At 61.6% G+C, this 24,146-nt stretch carries 25 protein-coding genes; 14 read left to right on the top strand and 11 right to left on the bottom strand.

Annotated elements, in window-relative coordinates:
- Positions 1 to 44 precede the first annotated feature (44 nt).
- Both A0257_16895 and A0257_16890 read right to left on the bottom strand, forming a co-directional pair.
- Complete coding sequence (locus tag A0257_16895; GenBank protein ID AMR28610.1) at positions 45 to 431, bottom strand: GxxExxY protein; 387 nt, start codon at positions 429 to 431, stop codon at positions 45 to 47.
- Positions 432 to 566: 135 nt separating this feature from the next.
- On the bottom strand, positions 567 to 989 hold the full coding sequence (locus A0257_16890) for a hypothetical protein (GenBank protein AMR28609.1): 423 nt from the start codon (positions 987 to 989) through the stop codon (positions 567 to 569).
- Between the two features lie 300 nt (positions 990 to 1,289).
- Between A0257_16890 and A0257_16885 the strand changes: the two genes are divergently transcribed.
- The 5 genes from A0257_16885 (at position 1,290) to A0257_16865 (ending at position 7,289) form a co-directional block, all read left to right on the top strand.
- Positions 1,290 to 5,066 carry a hypothetical protein gene (locus A0257_16885; GenBank protein ID AMR28608.1) on the top strand — a complete coding sequence of 1,259 codons (3,777 nt, stop codon included), beginning with the start codon at positions 1,290 to 1,292 and terminating at the stop codon, positions 5,064 to 5,066.
- A gap of 108 nt (positions 5,067 to 5,174) precedes the next feature.
- Positions 5,175 to 5,381, top strand: coding sequence for a hypothetical protein (locus A0257_16880; protein AMR28607.1), 207 nt, complete (start codon positions 5,175 to 5,177; stop codon positions 5,379 to 5,381).
- A 270-nt stretch (positions 5,382 to 5,651) separates the two neighbouring features.
- The gene (locus tag A0257_16875; protein ID AMR28606.1) at positions 5,652 to 6,026 is read left to right on the top strand and encodes a hypothetical protein; all 375 of its coding nucleotides are present in this window, start codon (positions 5,652 to 5,654) and stop codon (positions 6,024 to 6,026) included.
- The gene (locus tag A0257_16870; GenBank protein AMR28605.1) at positions 5,996 to 6,934 is read left to right on the top strand and encodes a hypothetical protein; all 939 of its coding nucleotides are present in this window, start codon (positions 5,996 to 5,998) and stop codon (positions 6,932 to 6,934) included. Before A0257_16875 ends, A0257_16870 begins: the two co-directional genes overlap by 31 nt.
- 103 nt (positions 6,935 to 7,037) lie before the next feature.
- Positions 7,038 to 7,289: a hypothetical protein gene (locus tag A0257_16865; GenBank protein AMR28604.1), complete on the top strand. Its 252-nt coding sequence runs from the start codon at positions 7,038 to 7,040 to the stop codon at positions 7,287 to 7,289.
- A 23-nt stretch (positions 7,290 to 7,312) separates the two neighbouring features.
- Here A0257_16865 and A0257_16860 read toward each other — a convergent pair whose 3' ends face one another.
- Positions 7,313 to 8,545: a hypothetical protein gene (locus tag A0257_16860; protein AMR28603.1), complete on the bottom strand. Its 1,233-nt coding sequence runs from the start codon at positions 8,543 to 8,545 to the stop codon at positions 7,313 to 7,315.
- Positions 8,546 to 9,184: 639 nt separating this feature from the next.
- Between A0257_16860 and A0257_16855 the strand changes: the two genes are divergently transcribed.
- From A0257_16855 to A0257_16840, 4 genes are all read left to right on the top strand, one after another.
- Positions 9,185 to 9,451: a hypothetical protein gene (locus A0257_16855; GenBank protein ID AMR28602.1), complete on the top strand. Its 267-nt coding sequence runs from the start codon at positions 9,185 to 9,187 to the stop codon at positions 9,449 to 9,451.
- Positions 9,452 to 9,704: 253 nt separating this feature from the next.
- Positions 9,705 to 11,264 carry a hypothetical protein gene (locus tag A0257_16850; protein AMR28601.1) on the top strand — a complete coding sequence of 520 codons (1,560 nt, stop codon included), beginning with the start codon at positions 9,705 to 9,707 and terminating at the stop codon, positions 11,262 to 11,264.
- A 2-nt stretch (positions 11,265 to 11,266) separates the two neighbouring features.
- Positions 11,267 to 12,313 (top strand): hypothetical protein, encoded by a 1,047-nt coding sequence (locus A0257_16845; GenBank protein AMR28600.1) that lies wholly within the window; start codon positions 11,267 to 11,269, stop codon positions 12,311 to 12,313.
- Positions 12,310 to 13,299 (top strand): hypothetical protein, encoded by a 990-nt coding sequence (locus tag A0257_16840; GenBank protein AMR28599.1) that lies wholly within the window; start codon positions 12,310 to 12,312, stop codon positions 13,297 to 13,299. The genes A0257_16845 and A0257_16840 overlap by 4 nt, the downstream gene beginning before the upstream one ends.
- Before the next feature lie 745 nt (positions 13,300 to 14,044).
- Here the strand turns inward: A0257_16840 and A0257_16835 are convergent.
- The 8 genes from A0257_16835 to A0257_16800 form a co-directional block, all read right to left on the bottom strand.
- Positions 14,045 to 14,959, bottom strand: coding sequence for an NAD(P)-dependent oxidoreductase (locus A0257_16835; protein ID AMR28598.1), 915 nt, complete (start codon positions 14,957 to 14,959; stop codon positions 14,045 to 14,047).
- Between the two features lie 6 nt (positions 14,960 to 14,965).
- Positions 14,966 to 15,610: a peptidylprolyl isomerase gene (locus A0257_16830; GenBank protein ID AMR28597.1), complete on the bottom strand. Its 645-nt coding sequence runs from the start codon at positions 15,608 to 15,610 to the stop codon at positions 14,966 to 14,968.
- 51 nt (positions 15,611 to 15,661) lie between these two features.
- Positions 15,662 to 16,603, bottom strand: coding sequence for a hydroxymethylbilane synthase (locus A0257_16825; GenBank protein AMR28596.1), 942 nt, complete (start codon positions 16,601 to 16,603; stop codon positions 15,662 to 15,664).
- Between the two features lie 83 nt (positions 16,604 to 16,686).
- Positions 16,687 to 17,619, bottom strand: coding sequence for a hypothetical protein (locus A0257_16820; protein ID AMR28595.1), 933 nt, complete (start codon positions 17,617 to 17,619; stop codon positions 16,687 to 16,689).
- Between the two features lie 131 nt (positions 17,620 to 17,750).
- Positions 17,751 to 18,884 (bottom strand): DNA polymerase III subunit delta, encoded by a 1,134-nt coding sequence (locus tag A0257_16815; protein AMR28594.1) that lies wholly within the window; start codon positions 18,882 to 18,884, stop codon positions 17,751 to 17,753.
- A 2-nt stretch (positions 18,885 to 18,886) separates the two neighbouring features.
- Complete coding sequence (locus A0257_16810) at positions 18,887 to 19,180, bottom strand: hypothetical protein (GenBank protein AMR28593.1); 294 nt, start codon at positions 19,178 to 19,180, stop codon at positions 18,887 to 18,889.
- A gap of 39 nt (positions 19,181 to 19,219) precedes the next feature.
- Positions 19,220 to 20,443 (bottom strand): glucose-1-phosphate thymidylyltransferase, encoded by a 1,224-nt coding sequence (locus A0257_16805; protein ID AMR28592.1) that lies wholly within the window; start codon positions 20,441 to 20,443, stop codon positions 19,220 to 19,222.
- A gap of 167 nt (positions 20,444 to 20,610) precedes the next feature.
- Entirely contained in the window at positions 20,611 to 20,880 is a 270-nt protein-coding gene (locus A0257_16800) for a 50S ribosomal protein L31 (GenBank protein AMR28591.1), read from the bottom strand.
- A gap of 213 nt (positions 20,881 to 21,093) precedes the next feature.
- On the opposite strand from A0257_16800, the gene A0257_16795 reads away from it, so the two are divergent.
- From A0257_16795 to A0257_16775, 5 genes are all read left to right on the top strand, one after another.
- The gene (locus A0257_16795) at positions 21,094 to 21,525 is read left to right on the top strand and encodes a hypothetical protein (protein ID AMR28590.1); all 432 of its coding nucleotides are present in this window, start codon (positions 21,094 to 21,096) and stop codon (positions 21,523 to 21,525) included.
- 137 nt (positions 21,526 to 21,662) lie between these two features.
- Complete coding sequence (locus tag A0257_16790) at positions 21,663 to 22,238, top strand: non-canonical purine NTP pyrophosphatase (protein AMR28589.1); 576 nt, start codon at positions 21,663 to 21,665, stop codon at positions 22,236 to 22,238.
- A 111-nt stretch (positions 22,239 to 22,349) separates the two neighbouring features.
- Positions 22,350 to 22,976 carry a uridine kinase gene (locus A0257_16785; GenBank protein ID AMR28588.1) on the top strand — a complete coding sequence of 209 codons (627 nt, stop codon included), beginning with the start codon at positions 22,350 to 22,352 and terminating at the stop codon, positions 22,974 to 22,976.
- A 58-nt stretch (positions 22,977 to 23,034) separates the two neighbouring features.
- Positions 23,035 to 23,643 (top strand): hypothetical protein, encoded by a 609-nt coding sequence (locus A0257_16780; protein ID AMR28587.1) that lies wholly within the window; start codon positions 23,035 to 23,037, stop codon positions 23,641 to 23,643.
- A gap of 15 nt (positions 23,644 to 23,658) precedes the next feature.
- Complete coding sequence (locus tag A0257_16775) at positions 23,659 to 24,126, top strand: hypothetical protein (protein AMR28586.1); 468 nt, start codon at positions 23,659 to 23,661, stop codon at positions 24,124 to 24,126.
- The last annotated feature ends 20 nt before the right edge of the window (positions 24,127 to 24,146 follow it).

Below are 24,146 nucleotides of genomic sequence, written 5' to 3'. Positions count from 1 at the left end.
CTCCTGACTGCGGTTGGGGGCCGTTTTTGCGTTTAAGCTGGTGGTTAGCGTGTTCTGTTTTGGACGAAGCGTTTGAACTGTAGGCTGGTATTTCCAAAATTGATGAGCAGGGCTACTTCCAAGCGATAAGCTTTTAAGTAATTGATTACTTGTGCGTGGTGCAGGGGCACCAGCTCACTGGTGGCTTTTAGCTCAACAAGCAGTTGCTGCTCAATCAGAAAGTCGGTGCGGCGCGCGCCAATTGAAGTTTCCTTGTAAAACACAGGAAGGTGAACTTCGCCTTGAAAATTAATTTCCTCCTGTTTCAACTCCACAGCTAGTGCTCGCTGATAAATAAGCTCCGGAAAGCCACTCCCCAATTCGGTATGAACACGCATAGCGCAACCAATCACTTTTTCCGTCAGCTTATTAAATCGCGTATCCAGCAGCATGCTACAGTAATTTTTATCGGTTGTAACAAATATGCATACTAACCACTAGCTTAAACGCAAAAACGGCCCCTAACCACCGTCAGGAGCCGTCCACAAAATCCGTGAAATCCGTCTAAAATCCGTGTAATCCGTGATTTAGCAATACTCTTCGAACGCGCCTTGCAGGTTGTTTACGATGCGCATGAGGTCGGAGCCTTCGATGTGATAGCGCTCAATCATGTGCACCAGCTCACCATCTTTGAAGAGGCCAATGCAGGGCGATGAAGGGGGGTAGGGCAGCAGGTGCTCGCGCATTTTGGCTACGGCATCGGTTTCCATGCCGGCAAAAACGGTCACGAGCTTCGTGGGTTTCTTATCGGAACTGGCGAGGGCTAGCTTGAGGGCCGGGCGGGCCTTGCCGGCGGCGCAGCCACACACCGAGTTAACAGCTACCAGCACGGTGCCTTCGGTGGCGGCCAGGGCCAAATCGACCGCTTCGGGGGTCATGAGTTGCTCGAAGCCCGCCTCCGTCAGGTCCTGGCGGATAGGGGCAACCATGTATTCGGGATAAACAGCCATCTCTTTACAAAAAATTAAAATAGAATCGCGCGAAACGCGCCGACGCGTGCAAAATTACGGCAGCCGCGACGTTAGTCAGCACAAGCCTGATGACTAATAAAAGGTTCGGACTGCCTACGCTTGAGCTGGTGGTCGGACCACCACCGGCCTTTAGTCGAGGCACACGTGTAGCCCGTCGATTGAATGTGCGGGGTGAGCTTCGCCACTGCTATCTTAGCTAAAACCCGGACGCAAGCTGCTCATTATGGGCACGATAACCGGATTTTTATTCATCTCAACCTCATGCCGATTTCTTCTCGCGTGGCAGCTGTCTTTTCTATTTCTACGCTGCGGGCCGGGCTGTGCGGCCTGGCGGCCTGGGCGGGCCTGGGCCAATCGGCAATGGCGCAGCAAGTGCCTGCTTTGTCCGGACTAGCCCGCCGGGGCGCTGGGGCGCTGCCTACCCCCCACCGCGCCCCGGCTCCCCGGCTGGCTGCCTTGCGCACCAACCCGCACTCGCGGGTGGGCAGCGAATTGCAGCGCCTGTACCAGGCCGGGCAGCTCACTACCAGCCGCACGGGCGGCAGCCCGTTGCCCGGCACCAGCTTTCCGCAGCTGCGGTTTGGCAAGGGCGGCACGGCGGTGCTGGTGCGCGTGATGGCCCAAAACGTGGCCGCGCTGCTGCCCAGTCTGCAAAGCCGGGGCTTCGCGCCCACCGCCTCCTACCCCGCGCTGCACTTCGTGGAAGGCCTGCTGCCGATAAGCCAACTGGTGCCGGGCGCCCTGGAAACGCTGGCCCCGCAGGGGCTGCTGGGGGTGGTGGCCGGCTACCAGCCCCGGCCGCACGCGGGCGTAGTGACCAGCCAGGGCGACGTGACGCTGGAAGCGGCGCGCACCCGCGCGACGCACCCCAAAAACCTCGACGGCACGGGCGTGCGCATTGGGGTGCTCAGCGACTCGTTTAATGCCCTGAACGGGGCGGCCGCCGACATTGCCGCCGGCGACCTGCCGGCGGCCGGCGTAAAGGTGCTGCTCGACGATGGCACCACCGACGAGGGCCGCGCCATGTGCCAGATTGCCCACGACCTGGCCCCCGGCTCACCCCTGTCGTTTGCCACTGCAAACAACGGTGAGGGCGATTTTGCCAACCAAATAATTCAATTGGCCAGCGCGGCGGGCGGCAGCTGCCGGGTGATAGTGGATGATATCGGGTACTTCACGGAGCCGTTTTTTCAGGATGGAATTGTCGCGCAAGCTGTTACGCAAGTGGTGAGCCAGGGTGCCACGTATTTTTCGGCGGCGTCCAACGACGCGAATAACAGCTATGAGAACACCGCCCCGGCCTTTGTAAATGATGCCCAGGGGGTAGGGCGGCTGAACTTTTCGACTACTGGCACCACGGATGTGGCGCAGCGCTTCGTGGTGGCCAACAGCCAGGACCTGACCCTGCCGCTGCAATGGTCGGACCCATTTTACACGACCACGGGCGTGAAAACGGACCTGGACATGTACCTGATTCGGGTGCGCGCCAGCGGCGTGGTGCAAAAAGGCGACACGGTGGCCAGCTCGACCATCGACAATATAAAGTATCAGTATCCGCTGGAAATTATCAGCTTCTCCAACGACACGACCCAGACGCACAGCACGGCCTTCGACCTGGTAATCGCCCGCCGGGCGGGCACGGCCAACCCCAGCCGCCTCAAGTACATCAATGAGCTGAACGGGCTGTCGCCGACGCTGGTCGGCCCCACTGAGTGGCAAACGTACAGCGGCACCATCGTGGGGCACCAAGCGGCCACGGCGGCGATGGCCGTGGCCGCCGTGCCGTACTACAACCCGCTCGTGCCCGAACCCTACACTTCGCTGGGCAAACCCACGATTTTATTTGCCCCCAACGGCTCGGCCCTGGCCACGCCCGAAGTGCGGCAAAAACCCAACTTCGCCGCTGTGGATGGCGTGAACACCTCGTTTTTCTACACCGGGGCCGATATCGAAAACGACGGCTTTCAGAACTTCTTTGGCACTTCGGCGGCGGCACCGCACGCGGCGGCGGTGGCGGCGCTGCTGCGGCAGTCGGAGCCCACGCTGACGCCGGCCCAAGTGTATGCGCGCCTGGCCTCCACGGCCCGCCTCATCGGCTCCACCGCGGCCGACCCGCTCACCGGCGCGGGCCTGCTCGACGCCTTCACGGCCATTTACGGGCCGGTGGCGGCCACCACGCCGCCGGCGGTGGAGGATATGGAAAAAGGGGCCCTACCCCGCAGCTGGACCGTGAGCAGCACGGCGGCCGGCCGGGTGCAGGTCATCACTGCGCTGAATCCGGCCTCGGGCACCCACCAGCTGCTACTCGACTCTTACCCCGGCATTCCGAGCAGCGCCCTCAACGAGGTGGTGTGGTACTTCACGGGTGTGCCGGGCAGCAACGCGCAGCTCACCTTTCGCGAGCACAAGTTCGCGGCCGAAACCGACCAGCAGATGCCCGCGCGGTTTACGGGCTCCACCAATTCGGACGGGGTAGCGCTGAGCGTGGACGGCGGCACCACCTGGTACCGGGTGTTTGACCTGACCGGCCCCAATGCCACCACCACGTACCAGACCAAGTCGGTGAGCCTGACCCAACTGGCCACCGCCAACGGCCTGACGCTGGGCAACGACGTGCGGCTCAAATTTCAGCAATACGGCACGGGCGCGGCCACGGGCACCACGGCCAGCAGCCGCGCCGGGCGCGTGTTCGACGACCTGGCCGTGACGGGCCTGAGCCCGGCCCCAGTGGCGCTCTACACCTCCACGCAGCCCACCAGCGGCTGCGCGGGCCTTCAGGTGCAGTTTGCTGATTCTTCGCTCTTTAAGCCCACGGCCTACGCCTGGACGTTTGCCGGCGGCACGCCCGCCACGGCCACCGGCCCTACCCCCCCCTCGGTGGTGTACAACGCGCCCGGCCACTTCCCGGTGGTGCTCAGCGTAAGCAACGCCGCCGGCACCGTGACGCGCACCGACACGGGCTACGTGTTCATCTACGGCCGGGCACCGCTGGCCACCGTCACGCCCACGCTGGCCAGCGTGTGCGCGGGCGGCAGCGTCACGTTTGCCAGCGCGGCGGCTTACTGCCCCGGCACCTATAGCTGGAGCTTTCCGGGCGGCTCGCCGGCCACTTCGACCGCCCAAAACCCCGGCGTGGTGACGTATGCGGCCAACGGCAACTACGTGGCCACGCTCACGGTCAGCAACAGCTACGGCAGCAGCATCACCAGCATCGCGGTGGCGGTGGGCGGGCGCGCCGCGCCGCTGGCCGAGACGTTTGACAACACGGCCAACTCGCAAACCCTACCCCCCGGCTGGAGCATTGTGAACCCCGACAAGGGCGTCACCTGGACCCTCGCCGAAAATATTATTGGCCGCAACGGGCAAACCAGCCGGGCGCTGCGGGCCCCGTTTTATTTCGACACGAACGTGGGCGAGCACGATGCTGTGTATTCGCCGGCCATTAACCTGAACAGCATCAGCGCGCCCACGCTGCTATTCGATTTGGCCTACGCGAAGGCCGATAATACCTACCTCGACTCCCTAACGGTGCAGATTGCCGACGCCTGCACGGGCACCATTCTGGGCAAGCCCTACGCCAAGGGCGCGGTCGGCACACTGCCTACCGCCGCCCCCAACGACTCCACGGCCTTTATTCCCACCTCGGCCGCCAGCTGGCGGCAGGAGCGCGTGGACCTGACGCCCTACGTGGGCCGGTCGGTGGTCATTCGCTTCGTGGGGCGCAACGGCAACGGCCAGTTTCTGTACCTCGACAACGTGCAGGTGGGCAACAGCCTGCTGGCCCTCACCAGCGCCGCCGCCGCTGTGGGCCTCGAAGCCTGGCCCAACCCTACCCCCACCGGCACCAGCCTGCACGTGCAGCTGCCCGCCTTCACGGGCACGGTGAGCCTGCGCCTGGTCGATAATCTGGGCCGCGTGGTGTGGCAGGAGCAGGTGCAACAAACCGGCGCTTCGCTGGAACGCACCTTGCAGCTAAGCCTGGCCACTGGTTTGTATAATTTGCTGTATCAGCCGGCGGGGGGCACGCCGGCAGCCCGCCGCATCGTGTTTGAGTGAGAAAAGCTGGCTAAGTACCTGCTGTTACGCAGTCAAGTAACTAATCCGAAGGCCTTCGTCGCGCATTTGGGTTGGCTGGGCGAACCCTGAACGCCGGCCGGCCAAAAGGTGGCCGGAAGCTGGCGCGGGCTGGTAACTTGCCCCGTAGCCGGCCTGCCGGCCGGCCTCGGCTCGGCCATGACGGCGCTGGCCTACGCGCCCGGCTCGGGCCTGTGGGTGGGCACGGCGGCCGAGGGCATTTACCTGCTGCCGGCTAAAATACCGGCCTGGCCGTGTGGGAGCCCGCCACCCGCCGCTTTCGCTACGAAAAGCTGACGCCCGTGGGCCTCGACGCCAGCGCCTTGGCCGAAGACGCGGCCGGCACCATCTGGGTGGGCACTATGGGCCAGGGTCTGTATTTTCAAGCCGCAGGCGGCCGCTGGCAACACCTAGCAACCGCCACCGGCACCCTGCCCGACGACTACCTCACGGCCCTGCTGCCGCTGCCCGCGCCGCTGGCCGGCTCGCTGCTGCTGGTGCATCCGCAGGGCCTGACCTTGCTCGACCCGCGCCACCGCCCTCCTCGCCACGCCCGACGACCAGCTGGTGCGCGCCCTGCTGCCCGCCGCCGCGCTGGCCGCCGGCCCGCCGCCGCTGGCCTGGCTCGGCACCCGCGCCGACGCGCTGCGCCTCGACCTCGGCCAGCTGGCGCGGACGCAGTCCAACGCCAGCCCTACCCCCGGCCTGGTGCTCAACGGGGCCGAAGTCGATGGCGAGGCCCGGCCGGCAACGGGCCTGGGCGAATTGCCGGCCAGCCGGCACCGCATCAGCTTTGCGCTGCAGGGCATTAGCCTGGCGCCGGGGGCGCGGCGGGCTGGCAGTATCGCTACCGCCTGCGCGGCCTGGCTGAGGAGTGGAGCCGCCTCAGCCAGGCCGGCGAGGTGCAGTTTGTGGGCCTCGTGCCGGGCCACTACGTGCTAGAAGCGCAGGTACGTCGCGCCGCTTCGGGCGCGGCCTGGAGCCCGGCCGCTACCAGCTCTTTCGCCATTACCACGCCCTGGTGGCGCACGCCGGCGGCGCTGCTGCTGCTGGCGCTGGCCGGGCTGCTGGCGGCCGTGGTGCGCACCCGCGAAAGCGTGTTGCGCCGCCAGAAATTCCAGTTGGAAACCATCGTGCGGGAGCGCACCAGTGAGCTTATTCAAAAAAAACACGCCATCGAGCAGATAAACGGGGAGCTGCTGGTGGCCCGCGATGCGGCGGAGGCGTCGCGCCGGGCCGAGGCGCAGTTTCTGGCCAACATGAGCCACGAAATCCGCACGCCGATGAACGCCGTTATCGGCCTCACCAACCTGCTGCAACACACGCCCACCAACCCCGAGCAAAGCGAGTACCTCACGGCCATCGGCTCGTCGTCGCAGAATTTATTGGTGATTCTCAACGACATCCTCAATTCGTCGAAGATGGAGGCCGGCAAGCTGACCCTGGAGCAGGTGGCTTTCCGGCTGCCCGAGGCGGTGCGTGGGCTGGCCACGCTTTTCCGCTACGCCGCTGATAGCAAGGGACTGAACCTGCGCGTGGAAGTGGCCGACGCGGTGCCCGCCGCCATCGTGGGCGACCCCGTGCGCTTGCAGCAGGTGTTGGTCAACCTAGTCAGCAACGCGCTGAAATTCACCCGCCAGGGCGGCGTAACGGTGCGGGCGGGCCGGGCATCCGAGCCCGCCGCGGCGGGCCACGTGGCCCTGCTCTTTGCGGTAACGGACACGGGCATCGGCATTCCGCAGGACAAGCTAGCGGCCATTTTCGAAGACTTTTCGCAGGCCAATGCCAGCACCACCCGCGAGTTTGGCAGCACCGGCCTGGGCCTGAGCATTGCCCGCAACCTGGTGTAGCTGCACGGCGGCCAGTTGGGTGTGCGCAGCGAGGAGGAGGTAGGCTCCACGTTTTATTTTGAACTGACTTACCCCGTGGCCGACCCCAGCCAGGCGCAGCCCGGTGCCGTGGCCGGCCCCCACGCGCGTGGGCCAGGCATTGGCGTTCGACGCGCTCGACTCGGTGCTGCCCGAGTGCCAGTCGGTGGTAGTAATTTGGGATTTTCGCGACGGCTTTACGCAGCAGGGCCACCGCGTGGAGCACAGCTTTCGCAAACCCGGCCGCTTTCCGGTGCGCATGAGCCTGCGCGGCTACGGCCCCGGCGCGTGCGCTGCCAGCAACTGCGTGAGCCAGGAAGTGATTGTGGAGCCCTAGCGCCGGGGTTAGCCAACGGCCTGCTACTCAGGCTCGCCAACGGCCAGAATATCCAGCACCAGCTGCCACAGGTCTTCGTAAGGAATAATCTCTATCTCCGAATCGGCTTCGCCTACTGAAGGCGCTTTTTTCAGAATGGCCACGAACGGCCTGCCCCGTTGCGCCAGCACTACGGGGTCAAAATTGGCTTCCGGCAGCAGCAAGAGCAACCGCGACAAAGTGCGGCTGCGCAGGGTAGCGGCCTCGCGCAGGTGGCGCTGCTGGTATTTGCGCAGGCGCTCCAGGCGCGACAGCACCGGCTCCAGCAGCCGCTGCTGCAGGTAGTGCATCAGCTGAAAAACCAGAATAGCCACGTTGAAACCCAGCTTGTCGCGGCTGTACTCGGGCACCGTGAGGGCGGCAAAAACGGCAATCTGGCTGCGCCGCTTCACCGACATGCGCTCGAAGGGCAGCATCAGCTCGGTGTAGGCCGCCAGCAGCTCCCAGCGCTCCAGCGCCGCCTGCCGCTGCTTGCCATACGACGGGTTTTTCTGGGCCGTGTGCAGCAGCACCAGTGCCCGCTCGTATTCGCGGGCGTGGAGGGCCAGCAGAAGATAGTGCTCGTAGAAGTAAAACCAGTTGCTGGAGGTAGGGTGAATGGTTTGCGCGAATTCCTTGGCCAGTTTCAGTCCTTCCGTAGCCCGGCGGCTGCGCAGGTGCGCATACACGTTCATAAACTGATTGAACCGCTGGTCGAAGCGCCGCTCATTGATGAGCCCCGCGCGCAGCATTTCGCTGGCCTCCTCCGTGTCGCGGATAATATCATCGTAGTGTCCCGCCAGGCCGGCACTGGTCAAGCGAACCCGGTAGCGCGCCGAGAACGTGGTAAAAGTGGGTGCCAGCTTATACAGCTCTTCCAGCCGCGCCAGGTATTCCGGTATTTTGCGCTTAACGGCCTGCCGCTTCGACACCGCCTGCTCCATGCCAATGAGCACGGCTAGGCGAATTTCCTCCGCTTCCTGCTCCAGAATAAGTACCCGCCGCAGCTCCAGCAGCTGATTAGTCATCTCATTGTATTTGGCTTGCTGGCGCTGGGAGGCGTAGATAGTCCGCAGCTTCTGTGCGGCCTGCTCTTCATAGGCCGTAAACTCGCCCTGCACAGCCAGCCGCATGCACCGGCGCAGCAGCCGCTCATTCAGGGCATACTCGCCCTCCAGGTAAAGAATAGTGCACTTATGCAGCAAATCCAGGCACTCCACTTCATAGCGTCTCGACACCAGAAAACGCGGGTCCGAATGGTCCAGAAAAAATAGATGATTCAGTAGCTTATTCTGAACCCGCGCACGTAGTTGGCGCATTGCGACTTGATTACTTGCCGAATTTGTACCATATAATAGTCTAGTGAGCTGAATATCAGTTATTTGTGGATTAGCCGCCACTTCATTCATTAGCCTTTCTTCCTTACCTATGCGCGCAGCATCCAAGTCCAGTAAAGGGCGCTGTCCGGCTCGACGTAATGTCACAATTAGCGCCAAATTTGCTATCTCCTCCATTGAAAAAGTGCGTTATAAGCTTTTGAAGGCAGTTTTTAGTTCACCAGCAGGTAAAAATGAGCCAAACAAAAATAAGCAAATTGTCCTTGCATTATCTTGCTACATCTCCAAACTTTGTATCTTGGTGTAGTAAGGATTATTTCCTCGATAAGATGTCACATTTTGGCTTTTATCCGCTCAAAAACGCCCGTACTTATGTGCGATTAATACTCGTACACAAGTAATTAAATGAGGATTTCTTTCTTTTATCTAATAAAATCCCTGTATAATTACTGTCACACACAACCAACTTCTTTCCTTTTGAGAGCCTGAAAAAGAGTGGAGATTTGTATCAACAATTCACCACAACTTTTCCCTCTCCCAATGTTTGAGCTCCTCACCCTCGCGTTCCTCCAGTTCATGACTATTACTGGCCAGCCGGCTGCTAAAGTAGGCGGTACAGGCTGGGGCGGCGACTACGCCGGCGGCACTTCTACTACTTCGGCCGTTGGCGGCACAGGCTGGGGCGGCGACTACACCGGCGGCACTTCTACTTCGTCGGCTGTTGGCGGCACGGGCTGGGGCGGCGACTACACCGGCGGCACTTCTACTTCGTCGGCTGTTGGCGGCACGGGCTGGGGCGGCGACTAAACCGCAGCCAGGTAGTAATAACCTGGTCGTGCTTAACTTGCCAACGGCATTTTTCCGCCGTTGTTGAATGAAATATTACTGGCTTGGCAGCTTGTTCGCTTTATTGACCGGTGCCTGTTCTACAGCCTCACCTAAACAAGTTCAGGAAACTGCCCCAATTCATATTCGTTGGTCTAGCGACCCAGTAACGCTTGACCCGCTGGCGGTTCCCAATCAGAATGCGTATGATGCGGCTAGCTTACTGCATCTGGGCTTGCTTCAAGTTGATTACCAGGCCAATGCTTACGCACCAGCCTTGGCCGAGCGCCTACCCGGCGTGCAGCTGATTGGCGATTCGCTCATGCGGCTTGACTACCACCTGCGGCCTGCCGCAACGTGGGACGATGGCCGGCCAGTGCTCGCCTCTGACGTAGATTTTACCCTGAAGCTCATGCAATGTCCGGGTTTGCCTAATGAGGTAGCCCGCACGCAGTTCAGCTTTATCCGGCAGCTGCTGCCTGACCCTACCAATCCGCGGCACTTTACGCTGGTGTGCCGCGGCCAGGCCCAGGAGCTGATTAATGAATCGGGCGATTTTCCCATTTTGCCGGAAGAAGCCTTGGACGCGCAACACACCCTGCGGGCTTTGCCCCTGGCAACGTTGCAGGATTGGCCCGCCAGCAAGGCACCCCACGCGGCGGTAGCGGCGCTGGTGGGCCGCTACCGGCAAGCCAATATTGCCCGCTACCCCAGTCATTTGCCAGGTTGTGGACCCTATCGGCTGGCCGAGTGGGAGCACAACCGGCATTTGCTGTTTCAGCGCAAGGCGCACTGGTGGGCCGATGGCCTGCGCCCCGCGCCCTTTGTGCTGCAAGCGCGGGCGCAGCTGCTCGACTACGTTATCGTGCCCGATGACGCGGCGGCAGCCCTGGCGCTGCGGCGGCGGGAGCTGGATGTGTTTCCGCACATGCCGGCCAGCTTGTTTCAACGTCTGAAAGCCTCGGCGGCGGCGCGTCAGGAATTGGTATTTTATGCTCAGCCGTCGTACGATTTGGTCAGTGTGGGCTTTAATACCCGGCGCGCGCTGCTGAACAATAAGCTGACGCGGCAAGCACTGGGGCGGCTTTTTGACCCGGCTGGCCTGCTCACCGCTACTCAGCTGGGGCAGGGTAGTCTTGCGGTGGGCCTGGTGCCGCCAGACAGTCAGTTTTATAATGATAGCCTGCCGGTTTTAGCCTATGCCCCGGCGCGGGCAATGGCCTTGCTGCGACAGGCCGGCTGGCAAAAGCAACCCGCGGGCGGCTGGTACAACGCCACTATCGGGCTGCCCCTGGCCCTTACCCTGCGCTATCGGTCCGATGAGTCAGCGTTTGCTACTATCGCCTTGCAGTTTCAGGCGGCGGCGGCAAAGCTTGGCATCCCCGTCAGGATACTACCGCTGGAAGCCTCATCGCTTGCTACTACGCTGAAAGCGGGGGACTTTGACGTGTATATCCGCACGATTAAGGGCAATCCTTTCGGGTTTAATTTCGCGCCGCTGCTGCATACCGCCGCCATTGGCACGGGTAACCTCACGAGTTTTGGCCGGCCGGATACCGACTGGCTGCTACAAGCGATTTCGGTAGAGGGTAATTTGCCACGCAAGCGGCGGCTGCTTCGTCGCTTTCAGACATTACTACGCGAGGAGATGCCGCTGGTGCCGTTGTTTTACCTGGCTAATCACTTGGCGGCTAGCCGGCAGCTTCGCCCGGTAGTTACTTCGGGCCTCAAGCCTGGGTATGCGGCCGGCTCACTTTCCTGGGCCGACAGCTCAGCTACCGCGACTACTCCTTAAGTATGGGGCGCTGGTTACTGGCACGGCTTGGGCGGGCGGCGCTGGCAGCCTGGGGCATTGCCTCGCTGGTGTTTCTGGTAAGCCGGCTCCTGCCCGGTGGCCCCGAGCAGCAAGCCCTGGGCGAAGCCAGCGAACTATCCTACCCCACTACCCCCGCGCAAGCGCTGGCCAGTCAGCAGGCTATCCGCCAACGGCTCGGATTGGCCGAGCCCGTCTTTTACGTCACGCGCTCGCCCGGCCCGAACGGGCAGTGGCACTGGCACGGCCTTCATAATCAGTATCAGCAGTGGGTCAGCCAGTTGCTGCGGGGCAACCTGGGCCAATCCTACGTGTCGGGGCAACCCGTGGCCACGCTGCTCGGCCAAGCCCTGGCCTATAGTGTGCCCCTGGTGGGTAGCGCGGCAGCACTGGCTTCGGCCCTGGCAGTGGGGCTGGCTTTGTATTTAGCGCGGGCCGCACGGGGACGCGGGCGCACCCTGGTGCGGGCCAGCCTCGCGTTTTTGCAGGTGATGCCGCTTTTTTTACTGGCGCTGGCGCTCCTGCTGCTGCTGGCCAACCCGGATGTCCTCAATATTCTGCCCGCTACCCGCCAAGGCCAGGCAACCAGCGGGTTAGCCAGTTTGGTATATTGGGCCGCGCGGGCCGGGCTGCCTATTCTCAGCCTGGTGCTGGCCGTGCTTCCAGAGCTGACCCTGCCCTTGGCGGCAAGCCTGCGCCACGAGCTAGCCACTGCGTATGCTACCACGGCCCGCGCCAAAGGCTTGCCCATTGGCCGGGTGTTGCGGCAGCATCTGCTGCCCAATGCGCTGCTGCCGCTCTTCACCACGCTCACCGACCTCCTACCCACCTTGGTAGCCGGCACGGTGGTGGTGGAGGTAGTTTTTGCCCTGCCCGGCAGCGGCCGCCTGCTGGCGGAGGCGGCCGCAACCCACGACTACCCGGTGGTGATAGCCGGGGTATTGCTGATTGCCGGCGTGCGCCTGTTGGGTCTAGTGCTTGCCGACATTCTCTATTTTCTGGTTGACCCCCGCCTTCGTCCTTCCGCATGAAGCTGGCCCAAAGGACCCCATATAACCCAAACCACTGGCTGGCTATCAGCTGGTTATTGTTTTTGCTAATGATTGGCCTGCTGGCACCCTGGCTGCCGCTGCCCTACCCCGCCGCCACGCCCGACCTGCTGCACATGGCTACGCCGCCCAGCCCGCCCCACTACCTCGGCACCGACCCGCTCGGCCGCGATGTAGTAGCCGGGCTGGTGGCCGGTGCCCGGCGGCTGGTACTGATAAGCCTGCCGGCCGTGGGGCTGGCTACTTTCGTGGGGGCGGTGGCAGGCAGCGCGGCAGGCTTTTGGGGCAATAAGCAGCTGCGCCTGCCGCTGGCCAGCGCGGGGTGGCTGCTGGCCGCAGGCTGGTGGCTGGCCGCCCTGCCCGCCCGCATTTTCGTGGTCGGCACGCTGGTAGTAATCGCCGGAGCGGCCAGTTGGTATTCATCGCGCCGGGCAGCCGGCAGCCGGCGCACATTGCCGCTGCCACTCGACAGCCTGGTTCTCGGGGCTACGGCGCTGCTGGGCGCGGTGCCTCGCCTCATCCTGTTGGTGGCCCTGGCGGCCGGCCCGCCGCTTGGCCCCGTGCAGCTACTTGGCCTGCTGGCGCTGGTGGCCTGGCCCGAAACCGCCCGCCTGGTACGGGCGCAAATGCTGCGGGTGCGGGTGCAGCCCTTCGTGGAAGCCGCGCACGCCAGCGGGCTACCCGCCTGGCGCGTGTGGCTGCGCCATGCCCTACCCCACGCGTGTCTGCCCTTGTTTTCATTTGCCCCGCTCACGCTGGCCGGCCTGGTTGGCCTGGAAAATGCCCTCGCTTTTCTGGGAGTAGGCCAGGCACCTGACCAGGTAAGCTGGGGTAGCCTGCTCGCTACCGTGCGCCAGGACCCCACCGCGTGGTGGGTGGCAACGGCCCCAGGAGTGGCCCTGCTGTGCACGCTGTTAGCCTTGCAGCAGTTGGCGCAGGCACTCAACCAGCGTTCTAACCCCGAATAAACCTACCGTAAAGTCTGCCGAAACGGAAGGGAAATTGTCACAAAATTAGCCAATAGCTACCAGTTCGATTTCTAGGATAAATCCTACAAATTTCTTTTAATCAAGCCTTTAAGTAATAAGTCAATAAGCAGAAAAAATAAATTTTGTCTTATTTTTAGTATTTTATTGTATTTTTTGGCCAATATTAAAAATAATCAATGTCACAAAACAAGAGCTTGTGTCCTTTTGCGAGGTTGAAAGCATCGCTAATCTTGTATCGGATTACTGCTTAACAACACCGCACTATCCTGCATTCGCAACCCTATTTCGCACATTCACGATGAAAACCGCCCGTTCATCCCGTCAGGGTTTTTCGCACTCGAGCTCGTCTCCGGCCGATTATACTTCTCTTGCGGCGGGCCGCGACTTCACCACGTTGGATGGCCGCCTGGTTCCGCGCGCCCTTGGCGAAGCTGCTTTGCGCCAGCGCACGGCGCTACTCGTAGGCGGCTTGCTCATTGGCGAGTGGCCCGACCATTTGTAGAAGAGCGGGGGCAAAATATCCTTTGAATTTCAATCTACGTAGTTAGCAGCTCACTACCAGTCAATTGCCAGCTGCCTAATCTGGCGCAAACTATTTCAAAATTAGTCCTTTTATCAGAGTCCAATTATTTCAGTAGATGTATTTTAGAAGCGGAAGGCTTATAGTTGAAAAGCCCGCTGGCATTGCCAGCGGGCTTTTTTGATGGCCGCTTAATCGCATTTTCTACGTGGCAGCGGGCTCCGTTTGCTGGGCTAGCAGGCCGATGCCTTCGGCAAAGGAACGCGGCTGGTAGCCTAGCTCGCGCTCGGCTTTAGCAATGTTGAAGCCGGTGCGGGCCGGCCGCCGGGCCAGTTGCGTAAACGTGCTGCTATCCACGCGCTCCAGCAGCGACTGGTCGAGCCGGAAAAAGCGGGCTACCTGCTGCGCCATCTGGTAGGGCGTCAGCAGTTCGCGGCCACTGAGGTGGTAGATGCCCTGGGCCGATTGCCGGGCCAGTAGCCAGCAGCCCAGCGCCAGGTCTTCGGCCAGAGTGGGCGTGCGCCACTGGTCATCTACTACTTTGATTTTCTGACCTTTGCGCAACGAATCGCGCACCCAGAGCACGATGTTGCTGCGGCTACCCGCCGTGAGCGTGCCATAGACCAGCACCGTGCGCGCAATGGCCCACCGCAAGCCGCTGGCAGCCTGCACAATGCGCTCGGCAGCTAGCTTGCTTGCCCCGTAGTGGCTGATGGGGTCGGGGGTAGCGTCTTCGGTCAGCAGGGCCTCTTCGCCGTTGAAAATAAAATCGGTGCTGAGGTGCGTGAGGTGAATGCCGAACTGCGCGCAGGCAGCTGCCACGTGCGCTACGGCCGTCACGTTCTGGACCCAGCAGGCGTCCTGGTGCTGCTCGCACTCGTCCACCTGCGTCATGGCGGCGGTGTGAATGAAGTGGGTAGGGCGCTCAGTGGCAAGCACTTGCTGCACCTGGGCCGCATCCGTCACGTCGAGCAGCACGAAGCGGAGCATCGGATAAAGCTCGGCTAGCCGGTTACCGCTGCGGGCGGTAGCCACCAGCTCCACATCGGGCATATCGTGCAGCAAGGCCACGAGCTTTTGCCCGAGCAAGCCGTTGGAGCCGGTGAGCAGAATCTTCATGGACGTTTAATACTGATGGCCATACAGTTCCGTGATTTTCTTCTTCTTCAGCTTTTCCACCGTCATCGTCATTTTGAGGTCGCTAGTGGGCCGGTCGCGGCGGTCGCGGGGTAGGGCAGCTATTTTGTCTAATACCTCCAACCCGCTGATTACCTGGCCAAAAATAGTGTATTGACCATCGAGAAAATGCGTGCCCTGGTGGTTATCTACCAGGTAGAACTGGCTGGAATTACTGGCCCGCTGCGGGTTCACGAAGTCGGCCGAGCGGGCGGCGGCCACGGCGCCGTAGTCGTGCCGGTGGCCCGCCACCAGCTCGGCCGGAATCGTGGTATCGTTGGGCGGACCCTGGCCATCGTTGGCCGGGTCGCTGTCCTTGGTGTTGGGGTCGCCGCCCTGCACCATGAAGTTGGGCACCACGCGGTGAAAGGTGGTGCCGTTGTAAAAGCCATTCTGGGCTTTTTTCAGGAAATTAGCCCGGTGCAACGGCGTATCGCTGAATAAGATAAGCCGAATGACTCCCAGACTGGTCGTAATCGTCACTACCTCATCTTTCTTGCTTTTATGAGGCTTTTCGGCAGCCTGGGCAGCTAGGCTCAGCAGCATTAGCAAACACAAAAAAACGGCGCGACGCCCGGCACATAGTGATTTCATACGAGCTAAACTTAGGAGGCAAAATCAGCTGACTTACGCAATCCCTACCCCCTATAGTTCGCCCCGCTGCTCGCGGATGCTGGCCAGAATGGCCTCGCCGCCGTGGCCCAGCACGTAGTCGGCCACGGCCATGCCGAGGCCCTCGGCCTGCGCGGCGGGGGCAGTTTGGGTAAAATCAACGTATTCCTCGCCGCTGAGGCTGATGAGGCCGCCGTGCAGGTGCAGGTCGCCGGCTGCAGTGAGGGTAGCCAGCGCAAACGACGGAATGCTGCATCCGCCTTCCATCGTGCGCAAAAAGGCGCGCTCGGCCAGCAGGCAACGGTGGGTAGCGGGGTGGTCGAGCGCGGCTTTTATCTTCGCTTTCAAGTCGTTATCCAGAAACCGTGAGCACTCGACGGCGATGCTGCCCTGGCCCACGGGCGGCACAAACTTATCGCTGGGCAGCACGTGGCGAATGAGGCTATCGTAGCCCATGCGGTGCACGCCGGCGTAGGCCAGCACGAGGGCGTCGTACTCGCCTTCCTGCAGCTTGCGCAGGCGCGTCTGAAGATTACCGCGCGCCTCAGCCGTATTGGCCTGGGGGTAGAAGCGGCGCAGCAGCGCCTTGCGGCGGGTACTGCTGGTGCCTAGCAGAATACCGGGTTTATTAATGTCAAAATCTTCCTGAAAACTGATAACCACGTCATTAACCTGCTCGCGCTCCAGAAACGCGACCAGTTCCAAATCGGGGGGTAGGGAGCTTTGCACGTCCTTGGCCGAGTGAATGGCCAGGTGGGTTTCGTTGCGGCGCAGGCTTTCTTCCAGCTCTTCGGTGAAGACGCCCTTAGCACCAATCTTGGTCAGCGAGCGGTCCAGCACCTTGTCGCCGATGGTTTGCATAGGCACGATTTCGGTGGGTAGGCCGGCTTGGTTGAGCAGGCTGGCCACGTGCTCGGTTTGCCACAGGGCGAGGCGCGAGGCGCGGGTGGCAAGGCGGATAGGGAAGTTTGGCATGTTGAATAGTTCGCACAGAGTTCACGGAGTTACGCAGAGCAGAAACAAACTCTGCGCAACTCCGTGAACTCTGTGCGAAAAAATTAGTCCTTACCCACAAATAACGGATGAAATCGTACGCCATGCAGCCCACTGTACTCGATGGAGGGGGTAGGGATTTTAAAAAACTGCCCGGCCGCCAGCAGGCGCTGACCAGTATTGTTGAGGCCGGGCAGGCGGGCCAGACTGATATCGGGCGACACATAAAACTGGCGGTAACGAGTGAATTTCACCTCCTTGCCGTCGGCGTCGAAGTAGGGCGGGTTGGCGTGGCCGCCGGTCATGCCGCTACCACTGTAGCCCACATCCAGGTTGAGCCAGCGCGGAAACGACGGCCCCACCGGCAGCACCGAAGCCATATTGAACGACAGCCAGTACTGCTGGCCATTATAATCCTTTAGCATCTGACTGCCAATGCTTTGCCCAAGCAAATTGGGACGATATTGCGGGTAGATGCTCTGGCGCCAGCCGTAGCGCAGGCTGGCTTTTTGCTCGCCAAAGCCGTACTGCTGTCCCATGAAAAGGCCAATGCCGCTGAGGTTGGCCGCCATGTCGCCCTTCGAAAAGCCCCAGCCCTCCGAGCGGCCGTCAAACAGCTCAATAGTAGTCTGGTAGAGCAGCGCGATGAGGCTACCCGTGAGCACCGAAGCGCGCTCATTGACGCCGCTCCAGCGAAACAGCTCGTACTCGCCCCGGCTGATGGCGTAGGCCGTGGTGGCGTGGCCCACCTTGTCCATTTGCAGCCACTCGCCGTTGTCGTTGAAGGTGTGAAACGGCACGCGCTTGGTGTACCAGGTTTTGCCCAAGAAATAGGAAGTCAGGGCATAAACTACCGTTGTGCCTACCACTACCCCAATGAAGCGCCCCTGGTGAATGCCGGGGTTCATGGCCGGGTCGGGGGGGGGTAGGGCCGGCCCCACCTGCGCCCGCGCCGGGTTCAATACAAGGAGCAGGAATAGGGCAAGCAGGCAGCGCATAGCACAAAGGTCGGCAGGAAGTAGCGCGAAGTTTCCACTTCGTGCGCGAGCGCAGCGCGCATCGTCGTTCGCGCGGCCCGGTGCCGCCTGCTCGCTGCGCTCGCGCACGAAGTGGAAACTTCGCGCTACGCTCAGGCGCGGCGCAGCTGCTGGCCCAGGCGCAGCGAGGCATCCACGAAAACCATGCGCGGGTTGGCGTTGCGCTCGATGTGATAGTGGGCCGTGTTCAACTCTTCGGTGAGCTGGTCGGCGTTGTTGGGGGTCACGAACTTGCTGAAACCCTGCACGAACTGCTGCTCGCCGCTGGGCAGGTGCGGCACCAGCTGCGGGTCGAGGCCGTAGAGCAGCACCTTGCGCAGCAGCCCCAGCGAGAAGCTGAGCTGCTCCTTCTGGTTTTCGCGGCCCATCTTCTGAAACTCGTCGGCGAGGGCCATTACGTCGGTCATTTTCAGCGAGAAGCACTTGCGCATCCACTTGATGAAAAAATCGGCGTAGTCGTGGTCGGCGCTCTGCTCGCGGCTAGCGATGGCCGCGCCCAGGTTGCCCTCGGCTAACTGCGCCACCTGCCGGGCTTTGGCTTCGGGCACGTGGTAATGCGCCGTTAAATAAGCGGCAATATCATCTTCCGAAAACGGCCGCACCGCCACCGGCTGCACCCGGCTGATGATGGTGGGTAGCAGCCGCTCGGGCTCGTTGCTGACCAGCAAAAACACCGTGGCGGGCGGCGGCTCCTCCAGCAGCTTGAGCACGGCGTTGGCGGCGGCCGGGTGCATCAGCTCGGGCAGCCAGATAATGACGAGCTTAAACCGCGCCTCGAAAGCCTTGAGCGACACCAGCTTGAGTAGCTGGCCGGCTTCCTCTTTCGAGATGCTACCCTGCTTGTTTTCGGCCCCGATATGCTGCATCCAGTCGTTGAAGCCCTGGTAGGGGCTCTCGGTCAGAAAGGTGCGCCACTCGGCCATAAACCGGCCACTGGTAGCATCCTTGGGCACCGCCTTGGTCGTGGTGGTGGGTAGAATAAAGTTAAGGTCGGGATGCACCAGCTTGCTGATTTTCAGGCAGGCCGGGCAGTGGCCGCAGCTGTCTTCGGCATCGTCGGCGCGGCCCTCGCAGTTGAGATACTGCGCGTAGGCCAGCGCGAGGGGTAGGACCGCCGAGCCCTCCGCCCCGCGAAACAGCTGGGCGTGCGCCACGTGCCCGCGCTGCACCGACTGGCGCAGTACGTCCTTGAGGGCCGTTTGATTGGGGATGTCCTGAAATTTCACTATTAAAATCTAAAAACCGTAGCTTTTAACATTAATAGCACTGGAAGCACCATATACCAGCCCATCACTATGGCTACGATAGCTACTACTCGCTCCCCAAGCTTCAAAAAGCGACGCACGGCCCAGTTGATAGCTAGTGCGCCAACCAGCCAATAAGCCATAAGGGCCAGCCTACCTGCTGGCTCCGCTTCGCTCATAAGCATACTGCCCAGCGGCGCTATCGAAATTGCCAGCAAGCCTACTCCCCCGAGCAGGTAGGCCATGCTGACGTTGGATTGGGAGTCTGTGGTATTCATAAAGGCACAGTACAACGGGTGAGTAGGTTAAGGTAGCACCTAATTTTTATTCGGCACTTTCTCCCAAACCCGGTCGCTTTCCGTCTGCCGAAACACCTCTTCCATAATTCCTTGCTCCACCGCGTCATAAGCCAGCCCACGCCGGCCCATTACGCGCTCGGCTACTTCAGCAAACTTGCCAAGCTTAAACGTTTCAAAGCCTGCCGGGCCGCCCCAGCTGAAGCTTGGGATGAACTGGCGCGGGAAGCCAGCGCCGAAAATATTGGCCCCTACCCCCACCACGGTGCCGGTATTGAACATGGTGTTGATGCCGGCCTTGCTGTGGTCGCCCATAAGCAGGCCGCAGAAGGTTTGGCCGGTGTCCACGAAGCGGTTAGCGGCGTGGCTCCACACCTTCACCGGGGCGTAGTTGTTTTTAAGGTTGCTCGTGTTGGTGTCGGCCCCCAGGTTGCACCACTCGCCGATGACCGAGTTGCCGAGGTAGCCGTCGTGGCCTTTGTTGCTGTAGCCCAGCAGGATGCTGTTGCCCACTTCGCCCCCAACTTTCGAGAATGGCCCAATGGTGTTGTCGCCGCGCAGCTTGGCGCCGGCGTTCACGTGGCTGCCCTCGCACAAGGCCAGCGGGCCTTTGATAATGGCACCTTCATGCACCTGCGAGTTCTTACCCAGGTAAATGGGCCCGTCCTCCGCGTTGAGAATAGCGGCGCGAATCTTCACGCCGGGCTCGATAAAGATATTTTCGGGCGCGTACACGATGGTGTGCGCGTCGCCCACCGGCTGCGACGTGCGCCCGGCCGTGAGCAGCGCGAAATCGCGCCGAATCTCGACGCCGTTGCGCAGAAATAGCTGCCACGGCCGGTCAATTACCGACACGTCTTCCTGGGCCTGCCGCACCACCAGGCCGTCCTGAATCAGCTCGACTACCTGGCTGGCATCGGCGAGGTGGGCGGCCACCAGCAGCTCGCCGCAATACAGGCCGTGGCCGGGGGGTAGGGCCAGCACCTGGCGGGCCAGCAGGTCGTCGGGGCACACGGCGCCGTTCACCACCAGCGCGGCACCCGTCACGAAACCATCGGCGCACACCGGAAACTTGGCCTGCAAATAGGGCTGCGTGAGGTAGCCCACGCTGGGCGAGGCCAGCCGGCGCTGCCACTTTTCGGCAATGGTGAGGATGCCGCAGCGCAGCGCCGCCACCGGCCGCGTGAAGGTGAGCGGCAGCAGGTGCGGCCGAATGGCCGGGTCGTCGAACAGCAATAAATGCATGGATTCTAAGCTGCTAGCTGTTAGCTGCCAGCCGTTAGCTTTTTGGATGGGGGTAGGGAAAAGACAAATTTACGGCCGCCGCCCCGGCAGCAGGCCATAAAAAAACTCCTCCCGATTTCAATCAGGAGGAGTTCTAAAAAGCCAACGGCTAACAGCTTCCTAAAAAGCTATTCTTTGCCCGCGCTGCTCTGCGCTTTGTTGGCGTAGCGGGTGCGGAATTTCTCCACGCGGCCGGCCGTGTCGATGAACATGTTTTTGCCGGTGTAGAAGGGGTGCGAAGCACTGCTTACTTCAATTTTAATTACCGGATAGGTGTTACCATCTTCCCACTGAATCGTCTCGGGCGAGGTCATCGTGGAGCGGGTGATAAACTTGAAGTCCGACGAGGTGTCTTGAAAAACTACCTGGCGGTACTCGGGGTGCGTGTCCTTTTTCATTATCGGGAGGGCCTAGTTACCTGTTAAACCCTGCCGGTTTTGCGGAAGGGACTGCAAAAGTACGGCATAGCCGCCACAAAGTCAACCCACAGCCGCAGACGCACTTGGCTGCCTCAGCCAATGAGCCGGCCAATTGGTCGATTGCCGGTCGTTTCTTCATGCGGCGCGATTATGTACTTGGGTTATATTTGACTCCCTACCCCCTCGCCCGCCATGCACTATCGTCGCCGCCTGTTTAGCACTATTGGCTTTGGGCCCCGGCTGGGCCTGGGCCTGCTGCTCGGAAGCGCGGGGCTGGCGCTGGCCACTACCCTGCTGCTCTTTCTGGCTGGCCACGCCGGCACGGCGGCACACGCAGAATGGAAGGCAACCACCAAAACTCACCCGCACGGCTTCAACCTCAGCCTTAAAACGTTCGCACATACTGATTTTCAACCGCTTGTGACACTCGCGCCCACCGGCCAGCTGCACTACGCCTTTGCCGATACCTATCTGTATCAGGGCCATTCGGGGTTGCTGCCAGGGCTGGTCGTGTATCGCCCCACGCCGCGCGGCCCCGACGCGACCTATCCGACGACCACCGCCACCGGCACGATGAGCGTGGTGCAACGCTCGTGGGGCACTGTCAAACTGATGTTTCGCTAGCCGTTCGCCGGGGTGCGGTCAGCCGCTGGCCAGGGCGGCAGCGGGGGGTAGGCGCGCCAGCCGGACGGCGAAAAGGCTCTGGCGGCAGTTACTTTATTGAAATTTTTTCGGCGACTACTCCTATTTTTTTGAACACTATGCGTCTGTGCTTCGCTTCTAATAATGCCCATAAGCTTGATGAAATCCGGCCGCTGCTGCCCGACGTGCAGGTGCTGAGCCTGGCCGACATTGGCTGCCACGAAGAGCTGCCCGAAACCCAGCCTACCCTCGCAGGCAACGCCCGCCAAAAGGCGCAGTACGTGTGGGACCACTACGGCGTGGCCTGCTTTGCCGACGACACCGGCCTCGAAGCAGAGGCCCTGGGCGGCGCGCCCGGCGTGTACTCGGCCCGCTACGCCGGCCCCGCGCGCGAAGCCACCGCCAACGTGGCCAAGCTGCTGCATGAGCTTGGCACCCAGCCCAACCGCCGGGCAAGCTTCCGCACGGTTATCTCTTTGGTGAGGGGGGTAGGCGATGCCCACGAGTTCAGCGGCGAAGTGGGGGGTAGCATCGCGGCGGCACCCATCGGGCGGGGCGGCTTTGGCTACGACCCCGTGTTTGTGCCCACCGAGGGCGACGGCCGCACTTTCGCCGAAATGACGCTTACCGAGAAAAATATGCTCAGCCACCGGGCGCGCGCCGTGGCCGGGCTGGTGGTGTTTTTGAATGGGTAATGGGTAAGTTGAGTACTACCGTTTATCAACACGAAACGACAGTATTTCTATTACTCGAATTACCCGTTACTTATTACCCATTACCCATTCCCCCTACCTTTGCCCTCCGTTATGCAGCATCCCTACCTAGTTGGTATCACGGGCGGCAGCGCATCGGGCAAAACCACGTTTTTGCGCCGTTTGCTGGCCGCTTTCCCCGAACGCGACATCTGTCTGATTTCGCAGGACAATTACTATCACCCTCGCCACGAGCAGCTGCGCGACGAGCAGGGCATCGAAAACTTCGACCTGCCCGGCAGCATCGACTCGGCCGCCTACGCCGCCGATGTGCGCCAGCTGCGCGAAGGCCGCGAGGTGCGCCGCCAGGAGTACACCTTTAATAACTCCGACGCCGTGCCGGCCGAGCTGGTGTTTCGGCCCGCGCCCATTGTGGTGGTGGAGGGCATTTTCGTGTTCTACTTCGAGGAAATCGCCAAGCTGCTCGACCTCAAGGTGTATATCGATGCCCAGGAGCACGTGAAGCTGCACCGCCGCATCGTGCGCGACCGCGACGAGCGCGGCTACGACCTGCAGGACGTGCTGTACCGCTACGCCAACCACGTGGCCCCGACCTACGAAAAATACATCCAACCCTTTAAGGCCGACGCGGATATCGTCATTCCCAACAACCGGCACTTCGAGAATGGGCTGGCCGTGCTCACGGGCTACCTGCGCGGCAAGGTGGCCGAGGGGGGGTAGGGAAGGGTTCGGTCATCCGTATCTTGGTAAGCATTCCTTGGTCCCTTAATTTTCCGCGATGCCTGCCACCTACGAATTCCCCGAGTTGCCCGTGCTACATGGCCCCGTGCTGGCCGGGCTTAGCGACGATGAATTTTTTGAGTTGTGCCAAGCCAATCCCCGGCTCAATTTTGAGCGCAACGCCCACCAGGAAATCATCATTATGCCCCCCGCCGGTTCCGAATCCAGCGAATCCTGTTCAGAAACCAACTATCAGTTGGTACATTGGAACCGCCAGCTGCGGGCGGGCCACGTCTACGAATCGTCGGCCGGCTTCAAGCTGCCCGACACGTCGGTGCGCTCGCCCGATGCGGCGTGGCTGAGCCAGGCCAGGTGGGCGCAGCTCACGCCCGAGCAGCGGCGCAGGTTTCCGCCCGTCTGCCCGGAGTTTATGCTGGAAATTAAATCCCCCTCGGATGAGCTGACGATGCTGCAAGCCAAGATGGAAAACTACCTAGCCAACGGGATGCAGCTTGGTTTTCTGCTCGATGTAGAAGCCGAAACGGCCTACGTATATCGCCCCGGCCAGCCCGCCGAAACCGTGCAGGGCTATGACCAGGAGCGGAGCGGCGAACCGGTGCTGCCGGGCTTCCGGCTCGATTTGCGGCCGTTGCGGCGGGCTGCTTAATTAAGTCATAACACCTTGTACAGCAAAGCCGAAGCTTCCCAGCTGCGCCAGGCCTTCTGGACCACCTTCGGGCAGTATATGGCCCCGGTGCTGTCGGCCGAGGGCCTGCCCGTGAGCTGGGTCAACTACAAAACGGGGCTGAAGGGCGTGCAATTCAAGCTGCACGCCGACAACCGGCGCGCCAGCATCGCCATCGAGTTGACGCAGCCCGACGCAGGCGTGCGCGAATTGTTTTTCGAGCAGTTTTTGGCCTTGAAAACCCTGCTGCACGAAACCCTGGGCGAAACCTGGACCTGGGAGCCGCACGCCACCAATGAGCACGGCCAGCCGCTGAGCCGCATCTACCAGGCGCTGGTGCCCGCCAACCTGTTCAGCCGCGACGACTGGCCGGCGCTCATTTCGTTTTTCAAGCCCCGCCTCATCGCCCTCGACGCCTTTTGGAACGACGCGCAATACGCCTTTGAGGAGCTGCGCGAATGGTAGGGGGTAGGGCCGGGTGCGGG

The sequence above is a fragment of the Hymenobacter psoromatis genome (assembly GCA_001596155.1).
Lineage (GTDB): Bacteria > Bacteroidota > Bacteroidia > Cytophagales > Hymenobacteraceae > Hymenobacter.
The sequence above is the reverse complement of the archived record's forward strand: the minus strand, read 5'-3'. Positions and strand labels throughout refer to the sequence as shown.